We start from the raw sequence: 24,391 nt of genomic DNA, 5'->3' as shown, positions 1-24,391 counted from the left end.
AGGTGGGATTCCCGAGCGGCCAAAGGGAGCAGACTGTAAATCTGCCGTCACAGACTTCGAAGGTTCGAATCCTTCTCCCACCACCATCTTCTATATCGCACAACATCCCATTAAAATACCTTAGCTTCCTGTTCTGCGGGGAGAGGGATGAGAACCTTCGATCAAGGTTCGGGTCGGGCTTGCGAGACAACGCGCCCTGTAAATTTTTCACTCACATTTTCTGTTCCCCTTCCCTTTCCTGCTTGCGGCGCATCTCCACCTGTTCCGCCATGACTTTTCCGGCAAAAATCGCTACCATCGTCGCCCATCACTTGCTGAACAATGGTCGAACTCATGAAATTTGTTTCATTTAACATCAACGGCTTGCGTGCCCGCCCGCATCAGCTTCAGGCGCTCGTCGAACAGCATCAACCCGATGTTATCGGTCTTCAGGAAACCAAAGTCCATGATGACATGTTCCCGCTGGAAGAGGTGTCAAAGCTCGGCTATCACGTCTTCTATCACGGACAGAAAGGCCACTACGGCGTCGCGTTGCTGACCAAAGCTCAGCCGGTTTCTGTCAGCCGTGGCTTCCCGGGTGACGACGAGGAAGCCCAGCGCCGCCTGATCATCGCTGAACTTCCCAGCCCGGTTGGCGATATCACGGTGATCAATGGCTACTTCCCGCAGGGGGAAAGCCGTGACCACCCCACTAAGTTTCCCGCCAAAGAGAAGTTCTACCGCGATCTGCAGCGTCTGCTGACCGATGATCTGCCTGCGGATAAGCCGGTGCTGATTATGGGCGACATGAATATCAGCAGCACCGACCTGGATATCGGTATCGGTGAGGAGAGCCGTAAGCGCTGGCTGCGCACCGGCAAATGCTCTTTCCTGCCGGAAGAGCGCGAGTGGATGGAACGTCTGCTGGGCTGGGGTCTGGTGGATACCTGGCGTGAGCAGAACCCGGAGGTCGCAGATCGCTTCTCCTGGTTCGACTACCGTTCGAAAGGGTTCGATGACAACCGCGGACTGCGCATCGATCTGCTGCTGGCCAGCAAAAATCTGGCCACGTACTGCGTGGAAAGCGGCATTGACTATGATATCCGGAGCATGGAGAAACCCTCTGACCATGCCCCTGTCTGGTCAACCTTCCGCTTTTAAGTGACCGTCGCGTGGCCGGATGCCACGCGACAGTTATTTCACAATCTTCCAGATCAGGTTGTTAGTACCCAGAGAGTGCTCATCACGTGCGCACTGCAGCAATACCCCCTCCGATTTCACCACTGCGCCTTCCGTGTAGTTGCGATTTTCGAAGATGCAGCAGCGCAGACAGCCCGGCTGACGCCGCTCCGCCTGCGTCCAGGCCTCCGGTGGCATATCCACCACCACATCCGTATTCACACCATTGTTACTCTGCGGCATCGACTGATAACGACCATTGGCCTGCGCTAGCCCGCTCGCGAGCGACAGGGTCACGACCACAAAGAGTGAAAAACGCCTCATTCCGTCTCCTTTACTTTACGCCTGGTTTTGCGCACCGGACGTTTCTGTCCGATGGACGGTAATCCCCGAAATGCATGCGCAGACGGCTGCTGTCGCGCCTGCTGAATCAATCCGGTTAAGGTCTGAACCAGCGGTTGCATAAAATCATCATAGCGGCACGCCTTTTCGCTGATGCGCGTCAGTGTGGATTCCCACTGCGCGGTCATATCGGGGCGAGCAGCCAGATCGGGCAGAGAGTGAATCAGCGCGCGTCCCGCCTCGGTCGAGTGGATGTAGCGCCCCTTTTTCACCAGGAAGCCACGACGAAACAGGAGCTCAATAATCCCGGCGCGTGTCGCTTCCGTTCCTAAACCATCGGTCGCACGCAGGACTTTCTTTAATTCTTTATCCTGAACAAAGCGCGCGATGCCGGTCATGGCAGAAAGAATAGTGGCATCGGTAAACGGCCGCGGCGGCTGGGTCTGCTTTGCCATCACTTCGCCCCGCTCGCAGAGCAGCGCATCTCCTTTCGCCACCACCGGGAGCGGCATACCATCATTCTCCTCATCCCGCTCTTTGTTACCCAGCAGCGCGCGCCAGCCCGCCTCCGCCAGAAAACGCGCTTTCGCCACGAATTTACCGCCTGCAATATCGAGATTGATGACACATTTGCGGAAAACCGCATCCGGGCAGAACTGCATCAGATACTGTCGCGCCACCAGCTCATAGATATGCTGTTCGTTTTCAGTAAGTTTTATCGCCCCGGAGCGGGCAGTCGGGATAATGGCGTGATGCGCATCGACTTTTTTATCATCCCAGCAGCGATTCCGGCGATCGGCATCGAAATCGGCCGGCGGCGTCAGAGTGGACTGGTGCGACTGGATGGCCTTTAACACCGCATGACGACCGGCAAAATGTTCTTCTGGCAGATAGCGGCTGTCCGAACGCGGATAGGTAATCAGTTTGTGGGTTTCATACAGGCGCTGACAGGTATCCAGCACCGTCTGCGCGCTCAGTCCGTAACGCTTTGCCGCCTCAATCTGCAGGCTGGACAGGGAGAATGGCAGTGGCGCCACCTCGTTTTCCCGCTTATCGCTGTAAGCGGAGACGATTGCAGGCTGGCCGGTGATGCGCGCCACCACATGATCGGCCAGCGCACGTTTCAGCAGCCGCCCCTCTTCATCCTGCCAGGGTTCACAGGCTTCGCTGGGGATCCAGCTGGCGACAAAGCGGGCGCCCTCCGGCGTCACGATATGTGCTTTGACTTCGAAATACTCTTTTGGCACGAAGTTCTCGATCTCTTCATCGCGCCGCACGACCAGCCCCAGCACGGGCGTCTGAACCCGGCCCACTGACAGTACGCCATCGTAGCCCGCATTGCGGCCCAGCAGCGTCCAGGCGCGGGTCATATTGATGCCATAAAGCCAGTCTGCACGCGCACGCGCCAGTGCAGAGACACAGAGTGGAATGAACTCGCGGTTTTCACGCAGCCGGTTAACGGCCCGGTCTACCGCCTGCGGGTTGAGATCGTTAATCAGACAGCGCTGCACTTTGCTGCGCTTGTCAGCCGGCAGATTCAGGTAGTCGAGCACCTCATCCACCAGCAGCTGCCCTTCGCGATCCGGGTCGCCGGCATGCACCACTTCACTCGCCTGCGCCAGCAATCCTTCCACCACTTTCAGCTGTTTTGCCACCGAGGGACGCGGCTGCAACCGCCATTTTTCCGGGATGATTGGCAGATCGGCCAGCGACCAGCGGGCATAGCGACTGTCATAACTGTCAGGTTGCGCCTGCTCCAGAAGGTGCCCCACACACCAGGTGACAATCTGATCGTTACCGCAGGCAATAAAGCCCTCACCGCGTCGGTGCGGTTTCGGCAGCACATCTGCGATAGCACGCCCAAGGCTCGGTTTTTCCGCAATAAACAAACGCATTGAATCAGGTAATCCTTAACATCAGGGGGGAACGCGGTGATAACCGGTTGTCCGCTGTCGGTTGAACGCCTGGCGTTATGTTAGCCTGGCTGAGACGCGGGTGTCAGCATGGCGCACGGCATTAGCGACCGTTCGCACAGGAACCGTGCAAACGGCAGGGACAGTAGTCGCCCTGCCGCAAGCTGGCAGGTCAGAAGTAACGCACGAACGGCGCAGTATCCGGCGGCAGGACCGTGGTGCTTGATTTCAGTTGCGGCGTGCCGAGATAGAGGAAGCCGACAATGGCGTCCTGTTCACGACAGCCGAATCCCTGACGTACGCGCTCATCGTCAGTCCAGATACCACTGCGCCAGATGCCGTTAAAGCCCTGGGCCACGGCGGCCATCTGCATAGCCATGACGGCGCAGCTGGCGGAAGCAATCTGTTCCCAGCGGGGCACTTTGTGGTGCGCTTCGCAATGGGCCACAACCGTGATGATCATCGGCGCGCGAAACGGCGACTGGCTCGCCTTGTTAATCCCCTTCTCATCCAGCTGCTGATCCCTTGCGGCCTGCTCCAGCAGCTGGCTCATCCGGTCGCGCCCGTCACCCTCGACAATAATAAAGCGCCAGGGCTGCAGCGTACCGTGGTCCGGAGCGCGCATGCCCGCCCGCAGAATATTTTCCAGTGCGTCGCCGGCCGGGGCCGGTTCCGTCAGGCGTGAAGCCGAACGTCGGTTGACCAGTAACTCCAGTGCGTCCATGTTTCTCTCCCGATCTCTGTAATGTTGCCATTATCCTGGCACAGGCAGATTTTTTGTAACAGTACGCAGTGATTTCCTGCTGACTTTTAACACGCTGCTCTTTAGGATGAGCTCGTCGGGGAAGTCCGGGCCGCGCGGCGGCCACTTCCTGCTACATATTTATGGAGAGTCGGATGCGCACATTGTGGCGAATAATTGCAGGTCTGTTCCGCTGGAGCTGGCGGGTACTGAATTTTATCAGGGAATTTATTCTGAATATTTTCCTGATTTTTTTGATTGTGATAGGTGTCGGAATCTGGCTTCAGGTCAGCGGCTCCGGCGGCAGTTCAGCGCCGATTCAGCAGGGCGCGCTGAAGGTCGATCTCAGCGGTGTGCTGGTCGATAAACCCTCGGTCAGCAACCGCCTGAGTAAAATCGGTCGTCAACTGCTGGGCGCCAGCAGTGACCGCCTGCAGGAAAATTCGCTGTTTGATGTGGTTGACGCGATCCGTCAGGCTAAAGATGACAGCAATATCAAAGGCATCGTCCTCGACCTGCGTGAGTTTGCTGGTGGCGATCAGCCTTCACTGCAATATGTCGGTAAGGCGCTGCGTGAATTCCGCGACAGCGGCAAGCCAATTTATGCCCTGGGCGACAGCTACAGCCAGGCACAATACTATCTGGCCAGCTACGCCAACCGCATCTATCTGTCGCCGCAGGGCACGGTCGATCTGCACGGTTTCGCCACCAACGGCCTCTACTATAAAACGCTGCTGGAGAAGCTGAAAGTTACCTCGCACGTCTTCCGCGTCGGCACCTATAAGTCAGCGGTTGAGCCGTTCCTGCGTGACGATATGTCCCCGGCTGCACGGGATGCTGACAGCCGCTGGATCGGTCAGCTCTGGCAGAACTACCTGAATACCGTCGCGGCTAACCGTCAGATTACGCCGGAACAGCTCTTCCCGGGCGCGGCGGCAATCATTGCCGGACTGAACGCGGTCAGGGGTGATACGGCGCAGTATGCGCTGGATAACAAGCTGGTCGATGTGCTGGGATCGCGTGCGACGGCCGATCAGGCGCTGATCAAGACCTTTGGTCTGGATAAGCAGAGCAACGACTATCGCAGCGTCAGCATCTATGACTATCCGGTGAAACAGGCTACCACGCAGCAGGATGGCAATATCGCGGTGATCATGGCCAGCGGTGCCATCATGGATGGCGAAGAGACGCCGGGCAACGTCGGTGGCGACACCACGGCGGCGCAGATCCGTGATGCGCGACTCGATCCGAAGATCAAAGCGATCATCCTGCGGGTCAACAGCCCGGGTGGCAGCGTGAGCGCGTCGGAAGCCATTCGTGAAGAGCTGGCGGCGGCGCAGGCAGCAGGCAAGCCTATCGTGGTATCAATGGGCGGAATGGCGGCCTCCGGCGGCTACTGGATCTCAACGCCTGCCAGCTATATCGTGGCAAACCCCAGCACGCTGACCGGATCGATTGGTATTTTTGGCGTCATCAATACGCTGGAGAACAGTCTGGACAGCATTGGTGTTCACACCGATGGCGTGGCAACCTCGCCGCTGGCGGATGTCTCCACGACCAAAGCACTGCCGCCGGAAGTCCAGCAGCTGATGCAGCTGACCATTGAAAATGGCTATCGCAACTTTGTCGGCCTGGTGGCGAAATCGCGGCACAAAACGCCTGAGCAGATTGATGCAATTGCCCAGGGCCATGTCTGGACCGGCAGCGATGCAAAAGCCAATGGCCTTGTCGATGCGCTGGGTGACTTCGATGATGCCGTGAAGAAAGCAGGCGAGCTGGCGAAGGTCAACAAGCCACAGCTGAGCTGGTATCAGGATGATCCGGGCTTCCTGGATATGATGCTGGGTCAGATGAGTGCCTCTGTCCAGGCCATTCTGCCTGATACGCTGAAAGCCTGGCTGCCTGCACCGATGCTGGATGTGATGAGCGCAATGAAAGCGCAACCGGCGCTTTCTGACCGTCTGAACGATCCACAGAATCGTTACGCTTTCTGCCTGAACTGCGGCGAAGTGCGATAAACCTCGCAGCCCGGCCGCTGGTCGGGCTGCTTTTCCCCGTTATTCCCCTTATACTGCGCCTTTTATGGCGAGTCTGAGTTCTCTAATGCAAAAGAAAAACATCTACGTAGCCTACACGGGCGGAACCATCGGTATGCAGCGTTCGGCGCAGGGCTATATTCCGGTTTCCGGACACCTGCAGGAGCAGCTGGCAAACATGCCAGAGTTCCATCGCCCTGAGATGCCTGATTTCACCATTCATGAATATCAGCCGCTGATCGACTCCTCCGACATGACGCCACAGGACTGGCAGTCTATCGCCGAAGATATCCGGCAGAATTACGATCGCTATGATGGTTTTGTGATTCTGCACGGCACTGACACCATGGCGTTTACCGCCTCGGCGCTCTCCTTCATGCTGGAGAATCTGGCCAAGCCTGTGATCGTGACCGGCTCACAGATCCCCCTGGCGGAGCTGCGCTCGGATGGTCAGCAGAATCTGCTGAACGCTCTCTATGTTGCTGCTAATTATCCGATCTGCGAAGTATCGCTGTTCTTTAATAACACGCTCTATCGCGGTAACCGTACCACTAAGGCGCATGCCGACGGCTTCAACGCTTTCGCCTCGCCTAACCTCTCCGCATTGCTGGAAGCGGGCATTCATATTCGCCGTCTCAATACACCGCCCGCCCCTGCCCACCAGGGGGAACTGCAGGTTCATACTATTACGCCACAACCCATCGGCGTGGTCACAATCTATCCGGGGATCTCCGCAGACGTCGTGCGTAACTTCCTGCGTCAGCCGGTCAAGGCGCTGATTCTGCGCTCTTATGGCGTAGGCAATGCGCCCCAGAACAAAGAGTTTCTGGCGGAACTTCAGCAGGCCAGTGAGCGTGGCATCGTGGTGGTAAACCTGACCCAGTGTATTTCTGGCAAAGTGAACATGGGCGGTTATGCCACTGGCAATGCGCTGGAACATGCGGGGGTCATCAGCGGATTTGATCTGACGGTAGAAGCCGCGCTGACCAAGCTACACTACTTACTGAGTCAGGATCTCTCTCCCGACCAGATTCGCGCGAAGATGCAGCAAAATCTGCGCGGCGAACTGACTCAAGATTGAAATGGAGCAACATCTCATGAAGCGGGCTCTTATCATTATTGATATCCAGAACGATTTCTGCCCGGGCGGCCCGATGGCTGTTCACGAGGGCGATCACACCGTTGAGGTGGCTAATCGTTATGCGCGGTTGTTTCATGAACGGGGTGAGTGCGTTGTGGCCCTGCAGGACTGGCACCCGGCAGATCACGGCAGCTTCGCCTCCGTTTCCGGCGAGCCGGTCTATACACTCGGCGAGTTAAACGGTCTGGCTCAGATCTGGTGGCCCGACCATGGCGTTCAGGGGTCGGCTGGCGCAGACTTCCATCCGGGCCTGGATCGCTCGCTGTTTGATGCAACCTTCCATAAAGGTCAGGATCAGGATGTCGACAGCTACAGCGCCTTTTTTGACAATGGCCACCGCCGCAAAACCGAACTGGACAGCTGGCTGCGCGAACGCGGCATTACCCATCTGGTGATGCTGGGCCTGGCGACCGATTACTGTGTAAAATATAGCGTGCTGGATGCGCTGGAACTGGGATATCACGTCGAGGTGGTCAAAGAGGGCTGCCGGGGGGTTAACCTGAATCCTGAAGACAGCGAGATTGCTTTTGCACAGATGACCGCGCAGGGCGCAATTCTGATCTGATAACGACAAAAAAGCTGGCGGGTAGCCAGCTTTTTTGCCATCAGTGCAGATGGATCCGGGTCACGTCGGAATCAATACCGAACTCTTCCTTCAGCTCTTTTTTCGACTTCGTAACCATCTCGCCGCCTTTGGCAATGGTCATGTGCTGTGGCGTATCATTGTGTCTGGCCTGCCACATCATCACCAGTTGCAGGCAGTTGTCACGCTGCTCCTGCGTCAGCGCCACGCCATCCGGCCACTTGCCAGTCTCAACTGCCGTGGCCAGCCGCTGGTAGACTTCCGGCGTCATCGACGCAAGCATCGCTTCGAGTTGTTTCTTCATCGTCTTACCCTTTAGTCTGTACGCCCTGCTCATCGGTAAAATTCAGCGAGGCAGAGTTGACACAGTAACGTTCACCGGTCGGCTGCGGACCATCCGGGAAAACATGGCCCAGATGCGCATCACAACTGCCGCAGCGGATTTCAACGCGCTGCATGCCGTGGGAATTATCGTCGATATAGCGAATCGCATCGTCACTGACTGGCTCATAAAAACTCGGCCAGCCACAGCCCGAATCATATTTGGTTTCAGAGAGAAACAGAGGCGCCTCGCAGATCAGGCAGTGATAGATCCCTTCCTGCTTGTTGTGCAGCAGTGCGCCGCTGTAAGGCGGTTCCGTTCCGCGTTGCTGAGTCACGTAACGCTGCATTTCGGTCAGCTGCGCAATTTTTGCTTCGGGTGCGGTGTCTTTAGCCATTTTAAGATTCCGGGAAGTGCCATTCTGAAAAATTCGACTACTATTCTAACAAATGATCAACATAACCCGGGTCTTTTTTTGTGCTCACCCTTTCCCTCCGTCGTCCGCTGAGCGGATTTGTGACTTCGATCACCTTTTACCCGGAACATCCCTATATAGTCGGCGATTGGTTCGACAAAGCGCGATATCATTGGCGGCGCGCAAGCGGTTGCGCGTTGAATAATTCCTCTCAGGCGAATTGATTTGTCGCAACAATTGACACGATTCCGCTTGACGCCTGGTAAGGTTTTTGTAATTTTACAGGCAACCTTTTATTCACTAACAAATAGCTGGTGGAATATATGACTATCAAAGTAGGTATCAACGGTTTTGGCCGTATCGGTCGCATCGTTTTCCGTGCTGCTCAGAAACGTTCTGACATCGAAATCGTTGCTATCAACGACCTGCTGGACGCGGATTACATGGCGTACATGCTGAAGTATGACTCTACTCACGGTCGTTTCGACGGCACCGTAGAAGTTCAGGATGGCGCACTGGTTGTGAACGGTAAAAAAATCCGTGTTACTGCTGAGAGAGATCCAGCCAACCTGAAGTGGGATGAAGTGGGCGTTGATGTTGTTGCTGAAGCAACCGGTATCTTCCTGACCGACGAAACTGCGCGTAAACACATCACTGCAGGGGCTAAGAAAGTCGTTCTGACCGGCCCATCTAAAGATGACACGCCAATGTTTGTTCGTGGTGCAAACTTCGACAAATACGAAGGCCAGGACATCGTTTCTAACGCATCCTGCACCACCAACTGCCTGGCGCCACTGGCAAAAGTTATCAACGACAAATTCGGCATCGTTGAAGGTCTGATGACCACTGTTCACGCGACGACTGCGACCCAGAAAACCGTTGACGGCCCGTCTCATAAAGACTGGCGCGGCGGCCGCGGCGCATCGCAGAACATCATCCCTTCATCAACCGGCGCAGCGAAAGCCGTTGGTAAAGTTCTGCCAGAGCTGAACGGCAAACTGACCGGTATGGCATTCCGCGTACCAACCCCTAACGTTTCCGTTGTTGACCTGACCGTGCGTCTGGAAAAAGCGGCCTCTTACAAAGAAATTTGTGCGGCAATTAAAGCGGCTGCAGAAGGCGAGATGAAAGACGTGCTGGGCTATGTTGAAGATGACGTGGTATCTACCGACTTCAACGGCGAAGTACTGACCTCAGTATTCGATGCTAAAGCGGGTATCGCACTGAACGACAACTTTGTGAAACTGGTTTCCTGGTACGACAACGAAACTGGCTACTCAAACAAAGTTCTCGACCTGATTGCACTGGTTTCTGCTAAATAAGGCAGCCAGTCATCATTGAGAATAAGGGCGACTTCGGTCGCCCTTTTTTTGATCCGAACAGGAAGGAATCGAACATGCAAGACAAACTGTTTTCTCTGCCGGTGGTCACGCAGATCTCCCCTTACCTTTCACAGCGTCAGGCTGGCGACCTGCCGACGATTGTGGTGAGCCATCCTAAGGTCCGTGCAGCCATCACGTTGCAGGGGGCGCATCTCATCGCCTGGCAGCCCAGCGGTGAAAAACCTGTGCTCTGGCTGAGTGATAAGAGCCTGTTCGCGCCCGGAAAGGCGATTCGCGGCGGCGTTCCAATCTGCTGGCCCTGGTTTGGCCCGGCGGGTGAACCGGCACACGGATTTGCCCGTACCCAGCCGTGGAAACTGACCGCTCACGATGAGAACGAAGAAGGCGTGATGCTGACGCTGGTGCTGGAGAGCAACCCCCAGACGCTGAAGCTCTGGCCGCACGAGTTTACCCTGATTGCCCGCTTCCGCCTGGGTCAGCACTGCGAAATCGAACTGGAAGCCTACGGTGACTTTGAGGCGACAGCGGCGCTGCACAGCTATTTTACCGTCAGCGATATTCAGGGGGTTGAAGTCTCTGGTCTGGGCAACAGTTTCATCGATAAGGTTAACAATGGGCAGACAGGCAGCAGCGACGGCAAACAGCGTTATCCGGGAAGAATAGACCGCATCTTTACCGATCCGCAGGATTGCGCCGTTATCAATGATACGTCAGGCCAGCGACAGATTGAGGTTTACCACCATTATCACAGTGACGTTGTCACCTGGAATCCTGGGGTAGAACTCTCCTGCAGCATGGCGGATATGGCAAACGAAGGGTATAAAACCATGGTTTGTGTTGAAACCGCGCGTATCAGCAAACCCTTACGCAGCGCAGGTGAAAAGCCGGCACGGCTGGCTACTACCTTCCGCCTCAGGAAGAAAGCCGCAGCCAGTGACATCGCGGACAGCTAAACAATATCCAGCGGCACCCTGTGCTGAGGCGCTGGCCACGCGCGATCGATGCACGACAGTTCTTCATCGGTCAGAAATACCTCCAGCGCCGCCGCATTTTCCTGAACGTGAGCGACTGAGCTGGCTTTGGGAATGGCGATTACCCCCTGCTGACGAACGACCCAGGCCAGCAGGAGTTGCGGCACGCTGATGCGCTTTTGCTGTGCAATCTGCGTCAGGAGCGGGTCGGTAAACAGCGATTCACGTAACCGGCCTGCCTGGGCCAGCGGGCAATAGGCCATAACCGGTATCCCGCGCTGCTGACAGGCAGGCAGCAGCTCAGACTCAATACCGCGTGACCCGAGATGATAAAGCACCTGATTGGTCGCACAGTGATTTCCGCCAGGTTCATCCCACAGTTCCGCCAGATCGTCAGTGTCGAAGTTAGAGACGCCCCAGTGCCGGATTTTGCCCTGCTGCTGCAGGCGCTCCATGGCGCGCAGGGTCTCCTCCAGCGGAATATTGCCACGCCAGTGCAGCAGATAGAGGTCGAGGTAATCCGTCTGCAGGCGGCGCAGGCTGCGCTCACAGGCGTCAACGGCATCCACTTCACCCGCGTTCCACGGATAGACCTTAGAGACCAGCAGCGCCTGTTCACGACGTCCGTGCAGCGCCTCGCCGACCACCTCTTCGGCTCCGCCCTCCGCATACATTTCAGCGGTATCAATAAGCCGCAGTCCGCACTCCAGGCCAGCCTGCAGCGCCGCAATTTCAGTGGGCCGCTGCGAGGCGATTTCGCCCATATACCAGGTGCCCTGCCCGATGACCGGCAGCGTGTCGAATCCGGCAAAATTTATCGTGTTGCGCATTTCTGCTCTCCCGCCCCATAACGAGGCGCCATAAAAGAACAGAGGGCCATAAAAGCCCTCTTGTGGTGCGTTATCAGAAGCTGTAGCTCACGCCCGTCCAGAGAGTCGTTTGTCCGCTCTTCTCAATCATCGGACTGTCTTTGATTTCGCTGTCGAAGCGGGTATAGCGGCCGGTGACCCCGATGTTCCACTGTGTGGCAATCTGATAGCTGGCGGTCAGCTCAACATAAGGCGACCAGCTGTCATCCGGGTTATAGCGGCTGATACCGGTGCGGGCGCTTTCGTGTCCTGATACGCCATAGTAATAGCGGTTCTGATTGGCGCTGTTCCACATCGCACCGATACCTGGCGTCAGGCTGAAGTCACCCATCTGGAAACGATAGAGGTAAGTCAGATCCCAGATCATGCCGTTGCTGTTGTTCAGGACATCACCCAGCAGTGCGGTGCGGACGATTCCCCAGTCAGCGGTGTGACGATAGGTCAGGCCACCCATCAGCGTCATGCGGCGCTTATCCAGCCCTTTCATGTCGCCCAGATCGTTATCACTGGGTTTATATTCCTGAGGCGAACCCAGAAGCGTCAGCGACAGCTGGTCCTGGGGATCTTTCCAGAGGTAATAACCGCCCTGCAGGCTGCGAAACCAGAAGTTTTCGCCCTCATAGTTGATTACCGGAACCGGCAGATAACGGTCCTGACCACCACGGTAAGGCGACTCAGCGTAGATGACCGATGCGCCTACGGAAAGCGGAGCGGCATTGGCCTGCGGCAACAGTAAATAAGCGGGCAGAAGGGCAACAAGCGTCTTAAATTTGAATTGGTTCACAATTTATTCATTCCATAAATATAACAATCAAACAGGAAGTCTAACGGTTTTTTACGGCTGGATTAACTTATATCGAAATCCTTTAAGCCGTTCATCAAGTAAAGTGGCATTAATGGTTAAAAACACGTTAAGTTAATGCATCAGCAATATGAACTCATCTCACAACAAACTAAATTAGTTCTGAACACTCACCTTTTTACCCCAACCCATGGAGGAAATTTCCTAGAAGCCATCTACAGTTAGAAGTAACAGCAGAGATTTTGACCGAGCAGAGTAACCACAAAAGTTGTGTATACCGATAAAAAAGATCAGGTTGGCATAAGGGTTGCTGTACTCAACAAAGAATATCTTCCGGGAGCTGCTTTAAGTCTCTAATTACGCTCCTTACCTGTGCTAAAAACGAAAGGACGGGCATCGCTATGAATATATTCGATCACTATCGTCAGCGTTATGAAGCGGCCAAGGACGAAGAGTTCACACTGCAGGAATTTCTTGCCATCTGTAAGCAGGATCGCAGTGCATACGCCAACGCAGCAGAACGACTGTTAATGGCTATCGGAGAGCCGGTTATGGTCGACACTGCGCAGGAGCCACGCCTTTCCAGAATATTCTCCAACCGTGTGATGGGACGCTATCCGGCGTTCGAAGAATTTTACGGCATGGAGGAGGCCATCGAACAGATTGTCTCCTACCTCAAACATGCCGCCCAGGGACTGGAAGAGAAGAAACAGATTCTTTATCTGCTCGGCCCGGTGGGTGGCGGTAAATCCTCGCTGGCGGAACGGCTGAAGTCACTGATGCAGCGGGTGCCAATCTATGTGCTGAGCGCCGACGGCGAGCGCAGCCCGGTAAATGACCATCCACTCTGTTTGTTCAACCCTCAGGAAGATGCGCATATTCTTGAAAAAGAGTATGGCGTACCGCGTCGTTACCTGGGCACCATCATGTCGCCGTGGGCGGCCAAGCGCCTGCACGATTTTGGTGGCGACATTTCACGCTTCAAAGTCGTGAAGGTCTGGCCGTCGATTCTGGAGCAGCTGGCAATAGCCAAAACTGAACCGGGCGATGAGAACAACCAGGATATTTCTGCGCTGGTCGGTAAAGTGGACATACGTAAACTGGAAAACCACGCCCAGAACGACCCTGACGCCTACGGTTACTCCGGCGCGCTCTGCCGCGCGAACCAGGGCATCATGGAATTTGTCGAGATGTTTAAAGCCCCGATCAAGGTGCTTCACCCGTTACTGACGGCGACCCAGGAGGGGAACTACAACGGGACAGAGGGGATCTCCGCGCTGCCTTTCAACGGCATTATTCTGGCGCACTCCAACGAATCAGAGTGGGTCACGTTCCGCAACAACAAAAATAATGAGGCATTCCTTGACCGCGTCTATATCGTCAAGGTGCCTTACTGCCTGCGGGTTTCTGAAGAGATCAAAATTTACGACAAGCTGCTTGCCCACAGTGAGCTGGCGACCTCGCCCTGCGCGCCCGGCACGCTGGAAACGCTGGCACGTTTCTCCATCCTCTCCCGTCTGAAAGATCCGGAAAACTCCAGCATTTACTCCAAGATGCGGGTCTATGACGGCGAAAGCCTGAAAGACACGGATCCGAAAGCGAAGTCCTGGCAGGAGTACCATGATTACGCCGGTGTGGATGAGGGAATGAACGGACTTTCCACGCGTTTCGCCTTTAAGATCCTGTCACGCGTGTTTAACTTCGACCACGCCGAGGTGGCGGCTAACCCGGTGCACCTGTTCTACGTGCTGGAACAACAGATCGAGCGCGAGCAGTTCCCGCAGGAGCAGGCAGAGAAATACCTTGAGCACCTCAAAGGCTACCTGATTCCGAAATATGCTGAGTTTATCGGCAAAGAGATTCAGACCGCCTATCTGGAATCTTACTCTGAATATGGTCAGAACATTTTTGACCGTTACGTGACCTACGCCGACTTCTGGATTCAGGATCAGGAATACCGCGATCCCGATACCGGCCAGCTGTTCGACCGTGAATCACTCAACGCCGAGCTGGAGAAAATCGAGAAACCTGCCGGCATCAGCAATCCGAAAGATTTCCGTAACGAGATCGTCAACTTTGTGCTGCGCGCCCGGGCACACAATAACGGTCGCAATCCAAACTGGACCAGTTACGAAAAACTGCGCACCGTAATTGAGAAGAAAATGTTCTCTAATACGGAAGAGTTGCTGCCGGTTATCTCGTTTAACACCAAGACCTCGACGGATGAGCAGAAAAAACATGATGATTTTGTCGATCGCATGATGGAAAAAGGCTATACCCGCAAGCAGGTTCGCCTGCTCTGTGAATGGTATCTGCGTGTGCGTAAATCGTCCTGATCAGAGTCTGTAAGCTTGCCGGTAAGTGATACCGGTGTGAAAGGTCGGGTTCGCCCGGCCTGCTTACAATGTAGTTTGGGGGAACACCATGGCCTATTTCATCGATCGCCGGCTGAACGGCAAAAACAAGAGCGCGGTTAACCGCCAGCGCTTCTTGCGCCGTTACAAGTCACAAATCAAGCAGTCGATCTCCGAGGCCATTAATAAACGCTCGGTGACCGACGTAAGCAGCGGTGAATCTGTCTCGATTCCAATTGACGACATTAATGAGCCGATTTTTCATCAGGGGCGCGGCGGCAATCGCCATCGGGTCCATCCGGGCAATGATCACTTCGTTCAGAATGACCGTATCGAACGTCCACAGGGAGGCGGCGGGGGCGGCGGCAGTGGTCAGGGCAACGCCAGTCAGGATGGCGAAGGCCAGGATGAGTTTGTCTTTCAGATTTCCAAAGATGAGTATCTGGACCTGCTGTTCGAAGATCTGGCGCTGCCTAACCTGCGCAGGAACCAGCATCGTCAGATGAATGAGTACAAAACTCATCGCGCCGGTTTTACCTCTAACGGTGTGCCAGCCAACATCAGCGTCGTGCGTTCGCTGCAGAACTCACTGGCGCGACGCACGGCAATGACAGCGGGTAAACGCCGGATGCTGCACGAGCTGGAAGAGACCCTGCTGGAGGTGGAGAACAGCGAACCGGCTCAGTTGCTGGAAGAGGAACGACTGCGCAAGGAGATTGCTGAGCTACGGGCGCGCATTGAACGGGTGCCCTTTATTGACACTTTTGACCTGCGCTACAAAAATTTTGAGAAACGTCCTGAGCCCTCCAGTCAGGCTGTCATGTTCTGTCTGATGGACGTCTCCGGCTCTATGGATCAGGCCACCAAGGATATGGCGAAACGCTTTTATATCCTGCTCTACCTGTTCCTGAGCCGCACTTATAAAAATGTGGATGTGGTCTATATTCGCCATCACACTCAGGCGAAAGAGGTGGATGAACAGGAGTTCTTCTATTCGCAGGAGACTGGCGGCACCATCGTCTCCAGTGCGTTAAAGCTGATGGATGAAGTGGTCAAAGAGCGTTATGACCCGGCGCAGTGGAACATTTATGCCGCTCAGGCCTCGGATGGCGATAACTGGGCCGACGACTCCCCTCTCTGTCATGAAATCCTGGCAAAGCAGATTCTGCCGGTGGTGCGTTACTACAGTTATATTGAGATCACACGCCGGGCGCATCAGACGCTATGGCGTGAGTACGAACATCTGCAGGCGATGTTTGATAACTTTGCTATTGAACATATTCGTGAGCCGGAGGACATCTATCCGGTATTTCGATCGCTGTTTCATAAGCAGGCAACGGAGGCCTGATGCAACAGGCGGGGTAAAATTTCTGACTGGGCACATGGCATGGTCGCCCTGCGCAAGACGTCCATCATGGCAGCGCAGCGCAGGTTATCTGGCGTCCGTACTGCCTGGCAGCAGTTCGGCCGTCCAGCACTTTTAAGCACGCTATACGCAGAGCCGGTTAATCACCGGCTTTTTTTATCCCCTGAATAACCTGTTAAAACAGTCTATTTTCCCCCGCTTGCCTGCCAACCCCCTCATTCTTCACATTAATCTGATACCTCTGCGGGTTAAACAATTCGTATAATAGCCATTTTCACAATGACAACTCTTTGATAAAACATTATCTTTCAGAGATAGCATGGATATTTGTCAGCAGTCGCGCTGTCGCGCTGCCATATCTCAGGAGACCGGGTTTGAACCACACTATCGTCTACAGTCTGTTTATCATCGGTTCCGTGCTGGTAGCATCGAGTATTTTGCTGAGCTCTTTCTCATCCAGGCTGGGCATCCCGATTCTGGTGATCTTCCTCGCCCTGGGCATGCTTACTGGGGTGGATGGCATCGGCGGTATCGCCTTCGATAACTATCCAGCGGCCTATCTGATCTCGAACCTGGCACTGGCCATCATCCTGCTGGATGGCGGGATGCGCACCAAGGCCACTTCTTTTAAGGTGGCGCTGGGCCCTGCGCTCTCGCTGGCAACTGTTGGCGTGATGATTACCGCCGGTCTGACTGGTGTAGTGGCTGCATGGCTCTTCAACCTCGACATGATGCAGGGCTTTCTGATTGGCGCGATTATCGGATCTACAGACGCCGCGGCCGTCTTTTCACTGCTGGGTGATAAAGGGCTGAACGAGCGTGTCAGCTCCACCCTGGAGATCGAGTCGGGCAGCAATGATCCGATGGCGGTCTTTCTGACCATCACCCTGATAGAGATGATTGAACAGGGCCGCAGCGGCCTCGACTGGATGTTCCTGGTCCATCTGGTGCAACAGTTCGGTCTGGGTATCGTGCTGGGTCTGGGCGGCGGCTGGGCACTGCAGCAGCTGATTAACCGCATCAGCCTGGCCGGAGGTCTCTATCCGCTGCTGGCGCTGAGCGGCGGCATCCTGGTGTTTGCTTTAACGACGGTACTTGAGGGCAGCGGCATCCTCGCCGTCTACCTGTGCGGATTTTTGCTGGGCAACAGTCCGATTCGCAACCGTCACGGCATCCTGCAGACCTTTGACGGAATGGCGTGGCTCAGTCAGATCGGCATGTTCATCGTGCTGGGGCTGCTGGTGACGCCGTCCGACCTCTGGCATATCGCCCTGCCCGCGATGATCCTGTCGCTCTGGCTGATTCTGGTGGCGCGTCCGCTGTCGGTCTTTATCGGCCTGCTGCCGTTCCGCAGCTTCACCACCCGCGAACGGTTCTTTATCAGCTGGGTCGGCTTGCGCGGTGCGGTGCCGATCATCCTGGCGGTCTTCCCGATGATGGCCGGGCTGGAGAATGCCTCGCTCTATTTTAATATCGCCTTCTTCGTGGTGCTGGTCTCCCTGATGCTGCAGGGCACTTCGCTGGGCTTTGCCGCCAGAAAAGCGAAGGTGGTGGTGCCGCCGACCGCCTCGCCTATCAGCCGTATCGGCCTGGATATCCATCCGGAGAATCCGTGGGAGCAGTTTGTCTATCAGCTCAGCGCAGACAAGTGGTGTGTGGGCGCGGCCCTGCGCGACCTGCAGATGCCGCGTGAAACCCGCATCGCCGCCCTGTTCCGTGACAATGTGCTGATGCACCCCAATGGCGGCACACGGCTCAGGGAGAACGACGTGATCTGTGTCATCGGCCGTGAGCGCGACCTGCCTGCGCTGGGCAAGATGTTTAGTCAGACGCCGCCGGTTTCACTCGACCAGCGTTTCTTCGGGGACTTTATTCTGGATGCGGAGGCACGTCTGCGTGACGTTGCGCAGATTTATGGCCTGGAACTGGATGAGAGCACTAACGATCAGCAGTCGCTGGGGCAGCTGGTGCTGGCAATGCTGGGTGGCTCGCCGGTTGTCGGCGACCAGGTGGAATGGAATCAGCTGACCTGGACCGTGGCGGAGAAAGAGGATAACCGTATAGTTAAGATCGGTGTCCGTCCGGCGGAAGAGAAGGAATAATCCTAAACATTCAGCCACGTTATTTTCTGTTGATACGCTAAGCTTAATGCTCTGTGTCAGTAAAAACGGGAGAAATGAATGGGACACGTCGTTAAAATTGGTCGCTATGAGATTGTTGATGCCGATCTTGACGGTGAGAACACCGACACCGTCAGTATCCCCTGTCATACCAATCCCGGCTTAATTACCCAACTCGACGGCTGGGATCGCGATACCAGCGTACCCGCCTGGATTGACGGGGAACCTGTGGATCTGCAAATCGGTCATTATGATAAACAGCAGGACCGCTGGATTTTAAAAAAACCTGCCTGAGCTTTTTCATTACCGCCAGCCTGAAAGGCCTGGCGGTAATTCCTAAAAAGTGTCTTAAACAGTTTAGTTATAACTAAGCACTCTCTTATTTTATCTAAAAAAAACAATATATTAGTCATTTAAAACTTTAATCACTTTTACCGTTTTCAGATTTTTTCCGTATTAACTCTGTCAAATATCTCCTGCATACTCATTCTCATTGCTGCAACATTCCGTGAGTACTATCACGTTTTAATCGTTATCTTTATGCAGCTGTATTGGCTTGACTGACTGCACCAGACTGAAAATGAATTTTTAAATTTTCAGCAGCCCACTCCTGAGCGCGTACCTGATTTTAATCAGGCTATCTTTTACTTAAGAAAGAGAGCAGGTTTTATGGCAAGTACATTGATAATGAATAGCCCGAGCCGCTCATGGAGCGGCACGCGCAAAAATATCATCGTGAAATTCGCCCTGAGTTTTTCCGATTTGATTGCACTCAATCTGGCTTTATTTTTATCTGCCGCCACGATTCAGGGTATCTGGGGCGAGCTGGATACTTTTATCCCCCCCCATCAGATTGAATATCGCTTTATCGCGCAGTTTATTATGTCGGTGCTCTGTACCGGCTGGTTCTGGGTTCGTCTGCGCCATTATACCTATCGGAAACCTTTCTGGTTTGAGCTGAAAGAGATCGTTAAAACCTTATTCGTTTTTTCATTGCTCGACCTCGCGCTGATCGCCTTCTCGAAGTGGGATTTCTCGCGCATGGTGTGGGTCTTCAGCTGGACTTACGCCCTGCTGCTGCTGCCGCTGATGCGGGCGATGGTCAAACGTGCCATCAACAAGGCAGGCCAGTGGCAGAAAGAAACCATCATCATCGGTTCAGGCCGCAATGCGACTGAAGCCTACGCGGCACTGCAGAGTGAAGAGATTCTGGGCTATAACGTGCAGGCGTTTATCTCGGTGGATGATGTGTCGACTGAACAGAGCGTCAACGGCGTGCCGGTGATCACCTGGAAAGATATCAACTGGCAGACCATCGACCGTGACAACGTACAGTTTATCGTTGCCATGGAGTATGAGCAGCAGCCAATGCGCGACCGCTGGCTGAAATTCCTGTCGAAGATGAACTGCCGGTCGGTTTCTGTAATCCCGACGCTGCGCGGCGTGCCGCTTTACGGCACTGACATGTCATTCATTTTCAGCCATGAAGTGATGATCCTGCGCGTCAGCAATAATCTGGCAAAACACTCTTCCCGCTTCATGAAGCGCGCCTTTGATATCGTGGTGGCATCGGTGCTGCTGCTGTTCCTGGGCCCTGTCTTCGCCCTGCTCTGCTTTATGGTGAAGCGGGATGGCGGCAATGCGATTTATGGTCACGAGCGGGTCGGTCAGAACGGCAAAAAGTTTAAGTGCCTGAAGTTCCGCTCGATGGTGACCAACTCTAAAGAGGTGCTGGAGAAGTTACTGGCGACCAGCGAAGAGGCGCGGCGAGAGTGGGACAAAGACTTCAAACTGAAGAACGATCCGCGTATTACCGCTATCGGTGGATTCCTGCGCAAAACCAGCCTCGATGAGTTACCGCAGCTGTGGAACGTGATTCGCGGTGAGATGAGCCTGGTCGGCCCGCGTCCGGTAATTGAAGCCGAACTGGAGCGCTATGCCGGTGATGTCGACTACTACCTGATGGCCAAACCGGGCATGACCGGACTCTGGCAGGTCAGCGGACGAAACGACATCGATTACGATACCCGCGTCTATTTTGACTCCTGGTATGTGAAAAACTGGGCGCTCTGGACCGACATCGCCATTCTTTTCAAAACCGCCGGTGTGGTGCTGCGCCGCGACGGTGCTTATTAAGTCTGTTCCTGCGATGTCTGTTCCGGCAGGCATCGCACTTTCCGCCCCCCTTTCCTCTATCTTTTTTGCCGCTGAATCATTACCCTTTGCGATCGTTTTTTAACGGAACGTTTACCCTCTGGTTGTTATGCAAAAATTTACTCTGCTGTTATTAAGCCTGGTGCTGCTGGCACCTTTAGGCATCGATCTCTATTTGCCCACGCTGCCGCAAATCGCGGTCGGGCTGAATACGCCGGTTTCGCTGGTTCAGACCACGATTCCCCTGTTCCTGTTGGTGATGGGCCTGGGACAACTGGTGACAGGTCCTCTGGTAGACAACTACGGCCGCAAGCCAATCGCACTGCTGGGCCTGGCGCTCTATATCACTGGCAGTGTCATCGCGGCAACCGCCACCTCCTTTCCACTGTTTGTTATTGCGCGTCTGGTACAGGGTTGCGGTGTCTGCTGCAGCGCGGTCGTCGCTTTCAGCGGTGTGCGGGACCGGCTCAGCGGTGATGATGCCGCCCGCGCCTATGGCTTCCTCAATGGCGCGCTGAACATTGTTCCGGCTCTGGCACCGCTGCTGGGCGGGCTGCTGGCCAGCGCCTTCGACTGGCGCGCGCCTTTCTGGTTCCTCTGTGGCTACGGCGTGCTGATTACACTGCTGGTGCTGATCTGGCTGCCTGAAACCCGCCCGGCGGACACCCTGCGCGTCAAAGGCCTGCCGGTTAAGCAGTATGCTGCGATCCTGCGCCAGCCCCGCTTTCTGGCATTCGCGTTTGCTAATGCCGGGGCGCTGGGTATGGTGCTGACCTATGTGTCGCTGGCTCCCCAGGTGCTGATGAGCGAGGGCGGCCTGACCCCAATCCAGTTCTCTTTTGCTTTTGGCGCGAACGGTTTCTGGATCATGTTTGTCAGCATGTTTGTCAATAAAGCGATTCGTAAAGCGGGTCGCCCTTTCTGTCTGGCGATGGGCTTCCTGACCATGCTGACGGGCGCGCTGCTGCTGGTTGCCGGTATGCAGATCTTCCCGGCAGCAATGCAGACGCATTGGGCGCTCTATATGTTTCCGGTTGCGGTCGCGGTGGCCGGTCTGGCCTTTACCGTTGGCCCCGCCACCAGCTATGCGCTGGAGCCGTATCAGCAACAGGCGGGGGTCGCGTCGGCTCTGCAGGGCTTTATTCAGATGGCGGGCGGTGCGGCAGGCAGCCTGATTATCGTGGCACTGCCGGTCGCGGAAAAGCTCTCACTGAGCCTGATGATGCTGGTGGGTGCAGCGCTGGCGTTTATTGCCTGGCGCTGCAGCAGAAAGATGCGTGGCACGCTGACCGCGCTTAAATGATCGTTACCGGAACGCGGGGGGCGAGCGCACACATCAGCTCGTACCCTACCGTTCCGGCCGCTTTAGCGACCTGATCTATCTTAACCTGCTCGCCCCACAGCTCGACAGCTGAACCGATGCCTGCCTGAGGACAGGGAGTCAAATCCACCGTAATCATATCCATGGAAACCGCGCCCACCACCTGGGTCATCACGCCATCGACGCAGACGGGGGTGCCGGTCGGCGCATGACGCGGATAGCCATCGGCATAGCCACAGGCGACGACGCCAATACGCTGGGCGCTGCTGGCCCGGTAGCGGTAGCCATAACCCACGCCATCGCCCGCCTGAAGCTGTTGCACCGCGATAATTTCGCTGCTCAGCGTCATCACCGGCTGCAGGCCGCTGCCCGCGATATCCTGCCAGTCGCCGCTGGGCGAGGCCCCATAGAGGATGATGCCGGGGCGAACCCAGTCAAAATGCGCTTCCGGGTGCCACAGGGTGCAGGCGGAGTTAGAGAGAGAACGTGGGCCGTTCAGCCCCTCCGCCGCCTGTTTGATGCGCTGCAGCGGCTCAATCAGTCCCTCAGGATTTTCCGCATCGGCAAAGTGCGCCATCAGCGTCATCTCACCTGTGTTATTCAGCGCACGCAGCTTCTGCCAGGCGCCGTTGACCTGCTCCGGGCGGAAGCCCAGCCGGTTCATGCCGCTATTGACCTTGAGGTAGATATCCACTGGCGCAGAGAGCCGGGCCGCGGCCAGCGCCTTGATCTGCCAGTTGCTGTGAACGCTGGTCGTCAGACGGTAGCGGTCGATCAGCTGCAGATCGTCCGGATGAAAAAAGCCCTCCAGCAGCAGAATCGGTTTTTTCCAGCCCTGCTCACGCAGCTGAATCGCCTCTTCCATATTGAGCAGCGCAAAGCCGTCAGTGGCAGACAACGCTTCGCGCACGCGATCTATGCCGTGGCCGTAGGCATTCGCTTTGACCACTGACCAGACGCGTGATGCGGGGGCCGCCTGGCGCACAATCGTCAGGTTATGACGAAGCGCCTGCTGATGAATGGTCGCGACAATCGGACGTGACATCTTCCTCTCCCTGAATACTTAACGAGTGGCGTTAGCGTTACGCAGCGGGGATGACGTCGCCGCGAAACCGGGTAAGTAGCGGAACACCGCCAGGTCATCGGCGGCAATAGCGGGTTTCTTGCCGGAGAGAAGATCGGCCAGCAGCTGACCCGATCCGCACGCCATCGTCCAGCCCAGCGTACCGTGACCGGTATTCAGGTAAAGGTTGGAAATGGGCGTGGCACCTACGATTGGCGTTCCGTCCGGCGTCATCGGGCGCAGGCCGGTCCAGAAACTCGCCTGTGCGACATGACCGCCTTCAGGATAGAGATCACTGACGACCATCTCCAGCGTTTCCCGCCGCGCTTCGGTGAGTCTGGTGTTAAAACCAACAATTTCCGCCATTCCCCCGACGCGGATGCGATCGTCAAACCGGGTTACCGCGACTTTGTAAGTTTCATCCAGGATAGTTGATACCGGTGCTGCGTCCGGGTTTTTAATCGGAATGGTCAGCGAGTAACCTTTTAACGGATAGACCGGAATGTCGATGACATTCCGCAGCAGCGCGGTCGAGTAGGAACCAAACGCCACCACATAGCTGTCCGCTTTGACGATCTCGTCACCACACTTCACACCATAGATGCGGTTGCCGTCGCGCAGCAGGTGATCAACGGTCGTGTTGTAGCGGAAGACGACGCCCGCCTCTTCGGCCATTTTCGCCAGCCGCTGTGTAAAGAGCTGGCAGTCGCCGGTTTCATCATTGGGCAGGCGCAAACCGCCAGTGAGCTTATGCGAGGTCGCCGCCAGCGCCGGTTCAACGCGTGACAGTTCGTGCGCTTCTAACAGCTCATAAGGTACGCCCGCATCGCGCAGCACGGCAATATCTTTGCTGGCACTGTCGAACTGCTGCTGGGTGCGGAAGAGTTGCAGCGTTCCGCCCTGACGGCCCTCATAAGCGATACCGGTTTCACTGCGTAACGCTTTCAGGCAGTCACGGCTGTATTCGGCGATCCGCACCATCCGGCTTTTATTCTGCTGATAATGGTTAATGTCGCAGTTGCGCAACATGCGCCACATCCACTCCAGCTGAAAACTGCTGCCATCCAGCCGGATAGCCAGCGGCGCATGACGCTGAAACATCCACTTCACCGCTTTCAGTGGCACGCCGGGTGCCGCCCAGGGGGCAGCGTAGCCGGGTGAGATCTGACCCGCATTGCCCGCACTGGTCTCCATCGCCGCCGCAGGCTGACGATCGATGACGGTGACCTGATGTCCGGCCTGGGCCAGATACCAGGCGCTGGCCACACCGACTACCCCACTTCCAAGAATTACAACGTGCATAGCACCCGACCTCTAAAAGCATAATTCACTGTTCAACTGATGATAACCAGCGTATTAACACAGCGGGTACCACC

The 24,391-nt window shown here is 55.7% G+C and carries 21 protein-coding genes and 1 tRNA gene; 13 read left to right on the top strand and 9 right to left on the bottom strand.

Annotated elements, in window-relative coordinates; genetic code table 11:
* Position 1: 1 nt before the first annotated feature.
* A tRNA-Tyr gene (locus RT657_RS16355) sits at positions 2-86 on the top strand.
* A 247-nt stretch (positions 87-333) separates the two neighbouring features.
* A complete protein-coding gene (gene xthA, locus RT657_RS16350) occupies positions 334-1,140 on the top strand; it encodes an exodeoxyribonuclease III (protein ID WP_313655710.1) in 807 nt (268 codons plus the stop codon).
* 33 nt (positions 1,141-1,173) lie between these two features.
* On the opposite strand, the gene RT657_RS16345 is transcribed toward xthA, so the two are convergent.
* The 3 genes from RT657_RS16345 to RT657_RS16335 all read right to left on the bottom strand — a co-directional run bounded on the left by RT657_RS16345 (position 1,174) and on the right by RT657_RS16335 (position 4,137).
* Positions 1,174-1,482, bottom strand: a complete 309-nt coding sequence (locus RT657_RS16345; RefSeq protein WP_313655709.1) for a YnjH family protein — start codon at positions 1,480-1,482, stop codon at positions 1,174-1,176.
* Entirely contained in the window at positions 1,479-3,395 is a 1,917-nt protein-coding gene (locus tag RT657_RS16340) for a DNA topoisomerase III (protein ID WP_313655708.1), read from the bottom strand. The genes RT657_RS16345 and RT657_RS16340 overlap by 4 nt, the downstream gene beginning before the upstream one ends.
* Before the next feature lie 190 nt (positions 3,396-3,585).
* The gene (locus RT657_RS16335) at positions 3,586-4,137 is read right to left on the bottom strand and encodes an NAD(P)H nitroreductase (RefSeq protein ID WP_313655707.1); all 552 of its coding nucleotides are present in this window, start codon (positions 4,135-4,137) and stop codon (positions 3,586-3,588) included.
* A 173-nt stretch (positions 4,138-4,310) separates the two neighbouring features.
* On the opposite strand from RT657_RS16335, the gene sppA reads away from it, so the two are divergent.
* The 3 genes from sppA (at position 4,311) to pncA (ending at position 7,897) form a co-directional block, all read left to right on the top strand.
* Positions 4,311-6,173 (top strand): signal peptide peptidase SppA, encoded by a 1,863-nt coding sequence (sppA, locus tag RT657_RS16330; protein ID WP_313655705.1) that lies wholly within the window; start codon positions 4,311-4,313, stop codon positions 6,171-6,173.
* Positions 6,174-6,258: 85 nt separating this feature from the next.
* The gene (gene ansA / locus RT657_RS16325; protein ID WP_313655703.1) at positions 6,259-7,272 is read left to right on the top strand and encodes an asparaginase; all 1,014 of its coding nucleotides are present in this window, start codon (positions 6,259-6,261) and stop codon (positions 7,270-7,272) included.
* Positions 7,273-7,288: 16 nt separating this feature from the next.
* Complete coding sequence (gene pncA, locus RT657_RS16320; RefSeq protein ID WP_313655702.1) at positions 7,289-7,897, top strand: bifunctional nicotinamidase/pyrazinamidase; 609 nt, start codon at positions 7,289-7,291, stop codon at positions 7,895-7,897.
* Between the two features lie 40 nt (positions 7,898-7,937).
* On the opposite strand, the gene RT657_RS16315 is transcribed toward pncA, so the two are convergent.
* Together RT657_RS16315 and msrB are read right to left on the bottom strand one after the other, a co-directional pair.
* On the bottom strand, positions 7,938-8,219 hold the full coding sequence (locus RT657_RS16315; protein ID WP_313655701.1) for a DUF1315 family protein: 282 nt from the start codon (positions 8,217-8,219) through the stop codon (positions 7,938-7,940).
* Positions 8,220-8,223: 4 nt separating this feature from the next.
* Positions 8,224-8,634, bottom strand: a complete 411-nt coding sequence (gene msrB / locus RT657_RS16310) for a peptide-methionine (R)-S-oxide reductase MsrB (protein ID WP_313655700.1) — start codon at positions 8,632-8,634, stop codon at positions 8,224-8,226.
* Positions 8,635-8,975: 341 nt separating this feature from the next.
* Between msrB and gapA the strand changes: the two genes are divergently transcribed.
* Together gapA and RT657_RS16300 are read left to right on the top strand one after the other, a co-directional pair.
* Positions 8,976-9,974 (top strand): glyceraldehyde-3-phosphate dehydrogenase, encoded by a 999-nt coding sequence (gene gapA, locus RT657_RS16305; RefSeq protein ID WP_313655699.1) that lies wholly within the window; start codon positions 8,976-8,978, stop codon positions 9,972-9,974.
* 74 nt (positions 9,975-10,048) lie between these two features.
* On the top strand, positions 10,049-10,948 hold the full coding sequence (locus RT657_RS16300; RefSeq protein ID WP_313655697.1) for a D-hexose-6-phosphate mutarotase: 900 nt from the start codon (positions 10,049-10,051) through the stop codon (positions 10,946-10,948).
* Here RT657_RS16300 and RT657_RS16295 read toward each other — a convergent pair.
* Together RT657_RS16295 and RT657_RS16290 are read right to left on the bottom strand one after the other, a co-directional pair.
* Positions 10,945-11,796: an aldo/keto reductase gene (locus RT657_RS16295; RefSeq protein WP_313655696.1), complete on the bottom strand. Its 852-nt coding sequence runs from the start codon at positions 11,794-11,796 to the stop codon at positions 10,945-10,947. The genes RT657_RS16300 and RT657_RS16295 overlap by 4 nt on opposite strands.
* A 73-nt stretch (positions 11,797-11,869) precedes the next feature.
* Entirely contained in the window at positions 11,870-12,619 is a 750-nt protein-coding gene (locus RT657_RS16290) for a MipA/OmpV family protein (protein WP_313655695.1), read from the bottom strand.
* Between the two features lie 419 nt (positions 12,620-13,038).
* Here RT657_RS16290 and yeaG point away from each other — a divergent pair, with 419 nt between their 5' ends.
* The 6 genes from yeaG (at position 13,039) to RT657_RS16260 (ending at position 21,934) form a co-directional block, all read left to right on the top strand.
* Complete coding sequence (gene yeaG, locus RT657_RS16285) at positions 13,039-14,973, top strand: protein kinase YeaG (protein WP_111141829.1); 1,935 nt, start codon at positions 13,039-13,041, stop codon at positions 14,971-14,973.
* Positions 14,974-15,061: 88 nt separating this feature from the next.
* Entirely contained in the window at positions 15,062-16,339 is a 1,278-nt protein-coding gene (locus RT657_RS16280; protein WP_313655694.1) for a YeaH/YhbH family protein, read from the top strand.
* A 392-nt stretch (positions 16,340-16,731) separates the two neighbouring features.
* Positions 16,732-18,459: a potassium/proton antiporter gene (locus RT657_RS16275; protein ID WP_313655692.1), complete on the top strand. Its 1,728-nt coding sequence runs from the start codon at positions 16,732-16,734 to the stop codon at positions 18,457-18,459.
* 78 nt (positions 18,460-18,537) lie between these two features.
* Positions 18,538-18,771, top strand: a complete 234-nt coding sequence (locus RT657_RS16270; protein WP_111141824.1) for a DUF1480 family protein — start codon at positions 18,538-18,540, stop codon at positions 18,769-18,771.
* 375 nt (positions 18,772-19,146) lie between these two features.
* The gene (wbaP, locus tag RT657_RS16265; RefSeq protein WP_313655691.1) at positions 19,147-20,613 is read left to right on the top strand and encodes an undecaprenyl-phosphate galactose phosphotransferase WbaP; all 1,467 of its coding nucleotides are present in this window, start codon (positions 19,147-19,149) and stop codon (positions 20,611-20,613) included.
* 127 nt (positions 20,614-20,740) lie between these two features.
* Positions 20,741-21,934 (top strand): multidrug effflux MFS transporter, encoded by a 1,194-nt coding sequence (locus RT657_RS16260; RefSeq protein ID WP_313655690.1) that lies wholly within the window; start codon positions 20,741-20,743, stop codon positions 21,932-21,934.
* On the opposite strand, the gene dadX is transcribed toward RT657_RS16260, so the two are convergent.
* Together dadX and RT657_RS16250 are read right to left on the bottom strand one after the other, a co-directional pair.
* Positions 21,927-22,997, bottom strand: coding sequence for a catabolic alanine racemase DadX (gene dadX, locus RT657_RS16255; protein WP_313655688.1), 1,071 nt, complete (start codon positions 22,995-22,997; stop codon positions 21,927-21,929). The genes RT657_RS16260 and dadX overlap by 8 nt on opposite strands.
* 18 nt (positions 22,998-23,015) lie before the next feature.
* Positions 23,016-24,317, bottom strand: coding sequence for a D-amino acid dehydrogenase (locus RT657_RS16250; RefSeq protein ID WP_313655686.1), 1,302 nt, complete (start codon positions 24,315-24,317; stop codon positions 23,016-23,018).
* Positions 24,318-24,391 lie beyond the last annotated feature (74 nt).

The sequence above is a fragment of the Pantoea sp. genome, assembly GCF_032114055.1.
Taxonomy (GTDB): domain Bacteria; phylum Pseudomonadota; class Gammaproteobacteria; order Enterobacterales; family Enterobacteriaceae; genus Pantoea.
Note: the sequence above shows the minus strand (reverse complement) of the source record. Positions and strands in the feature narration are given on the sequence as shown.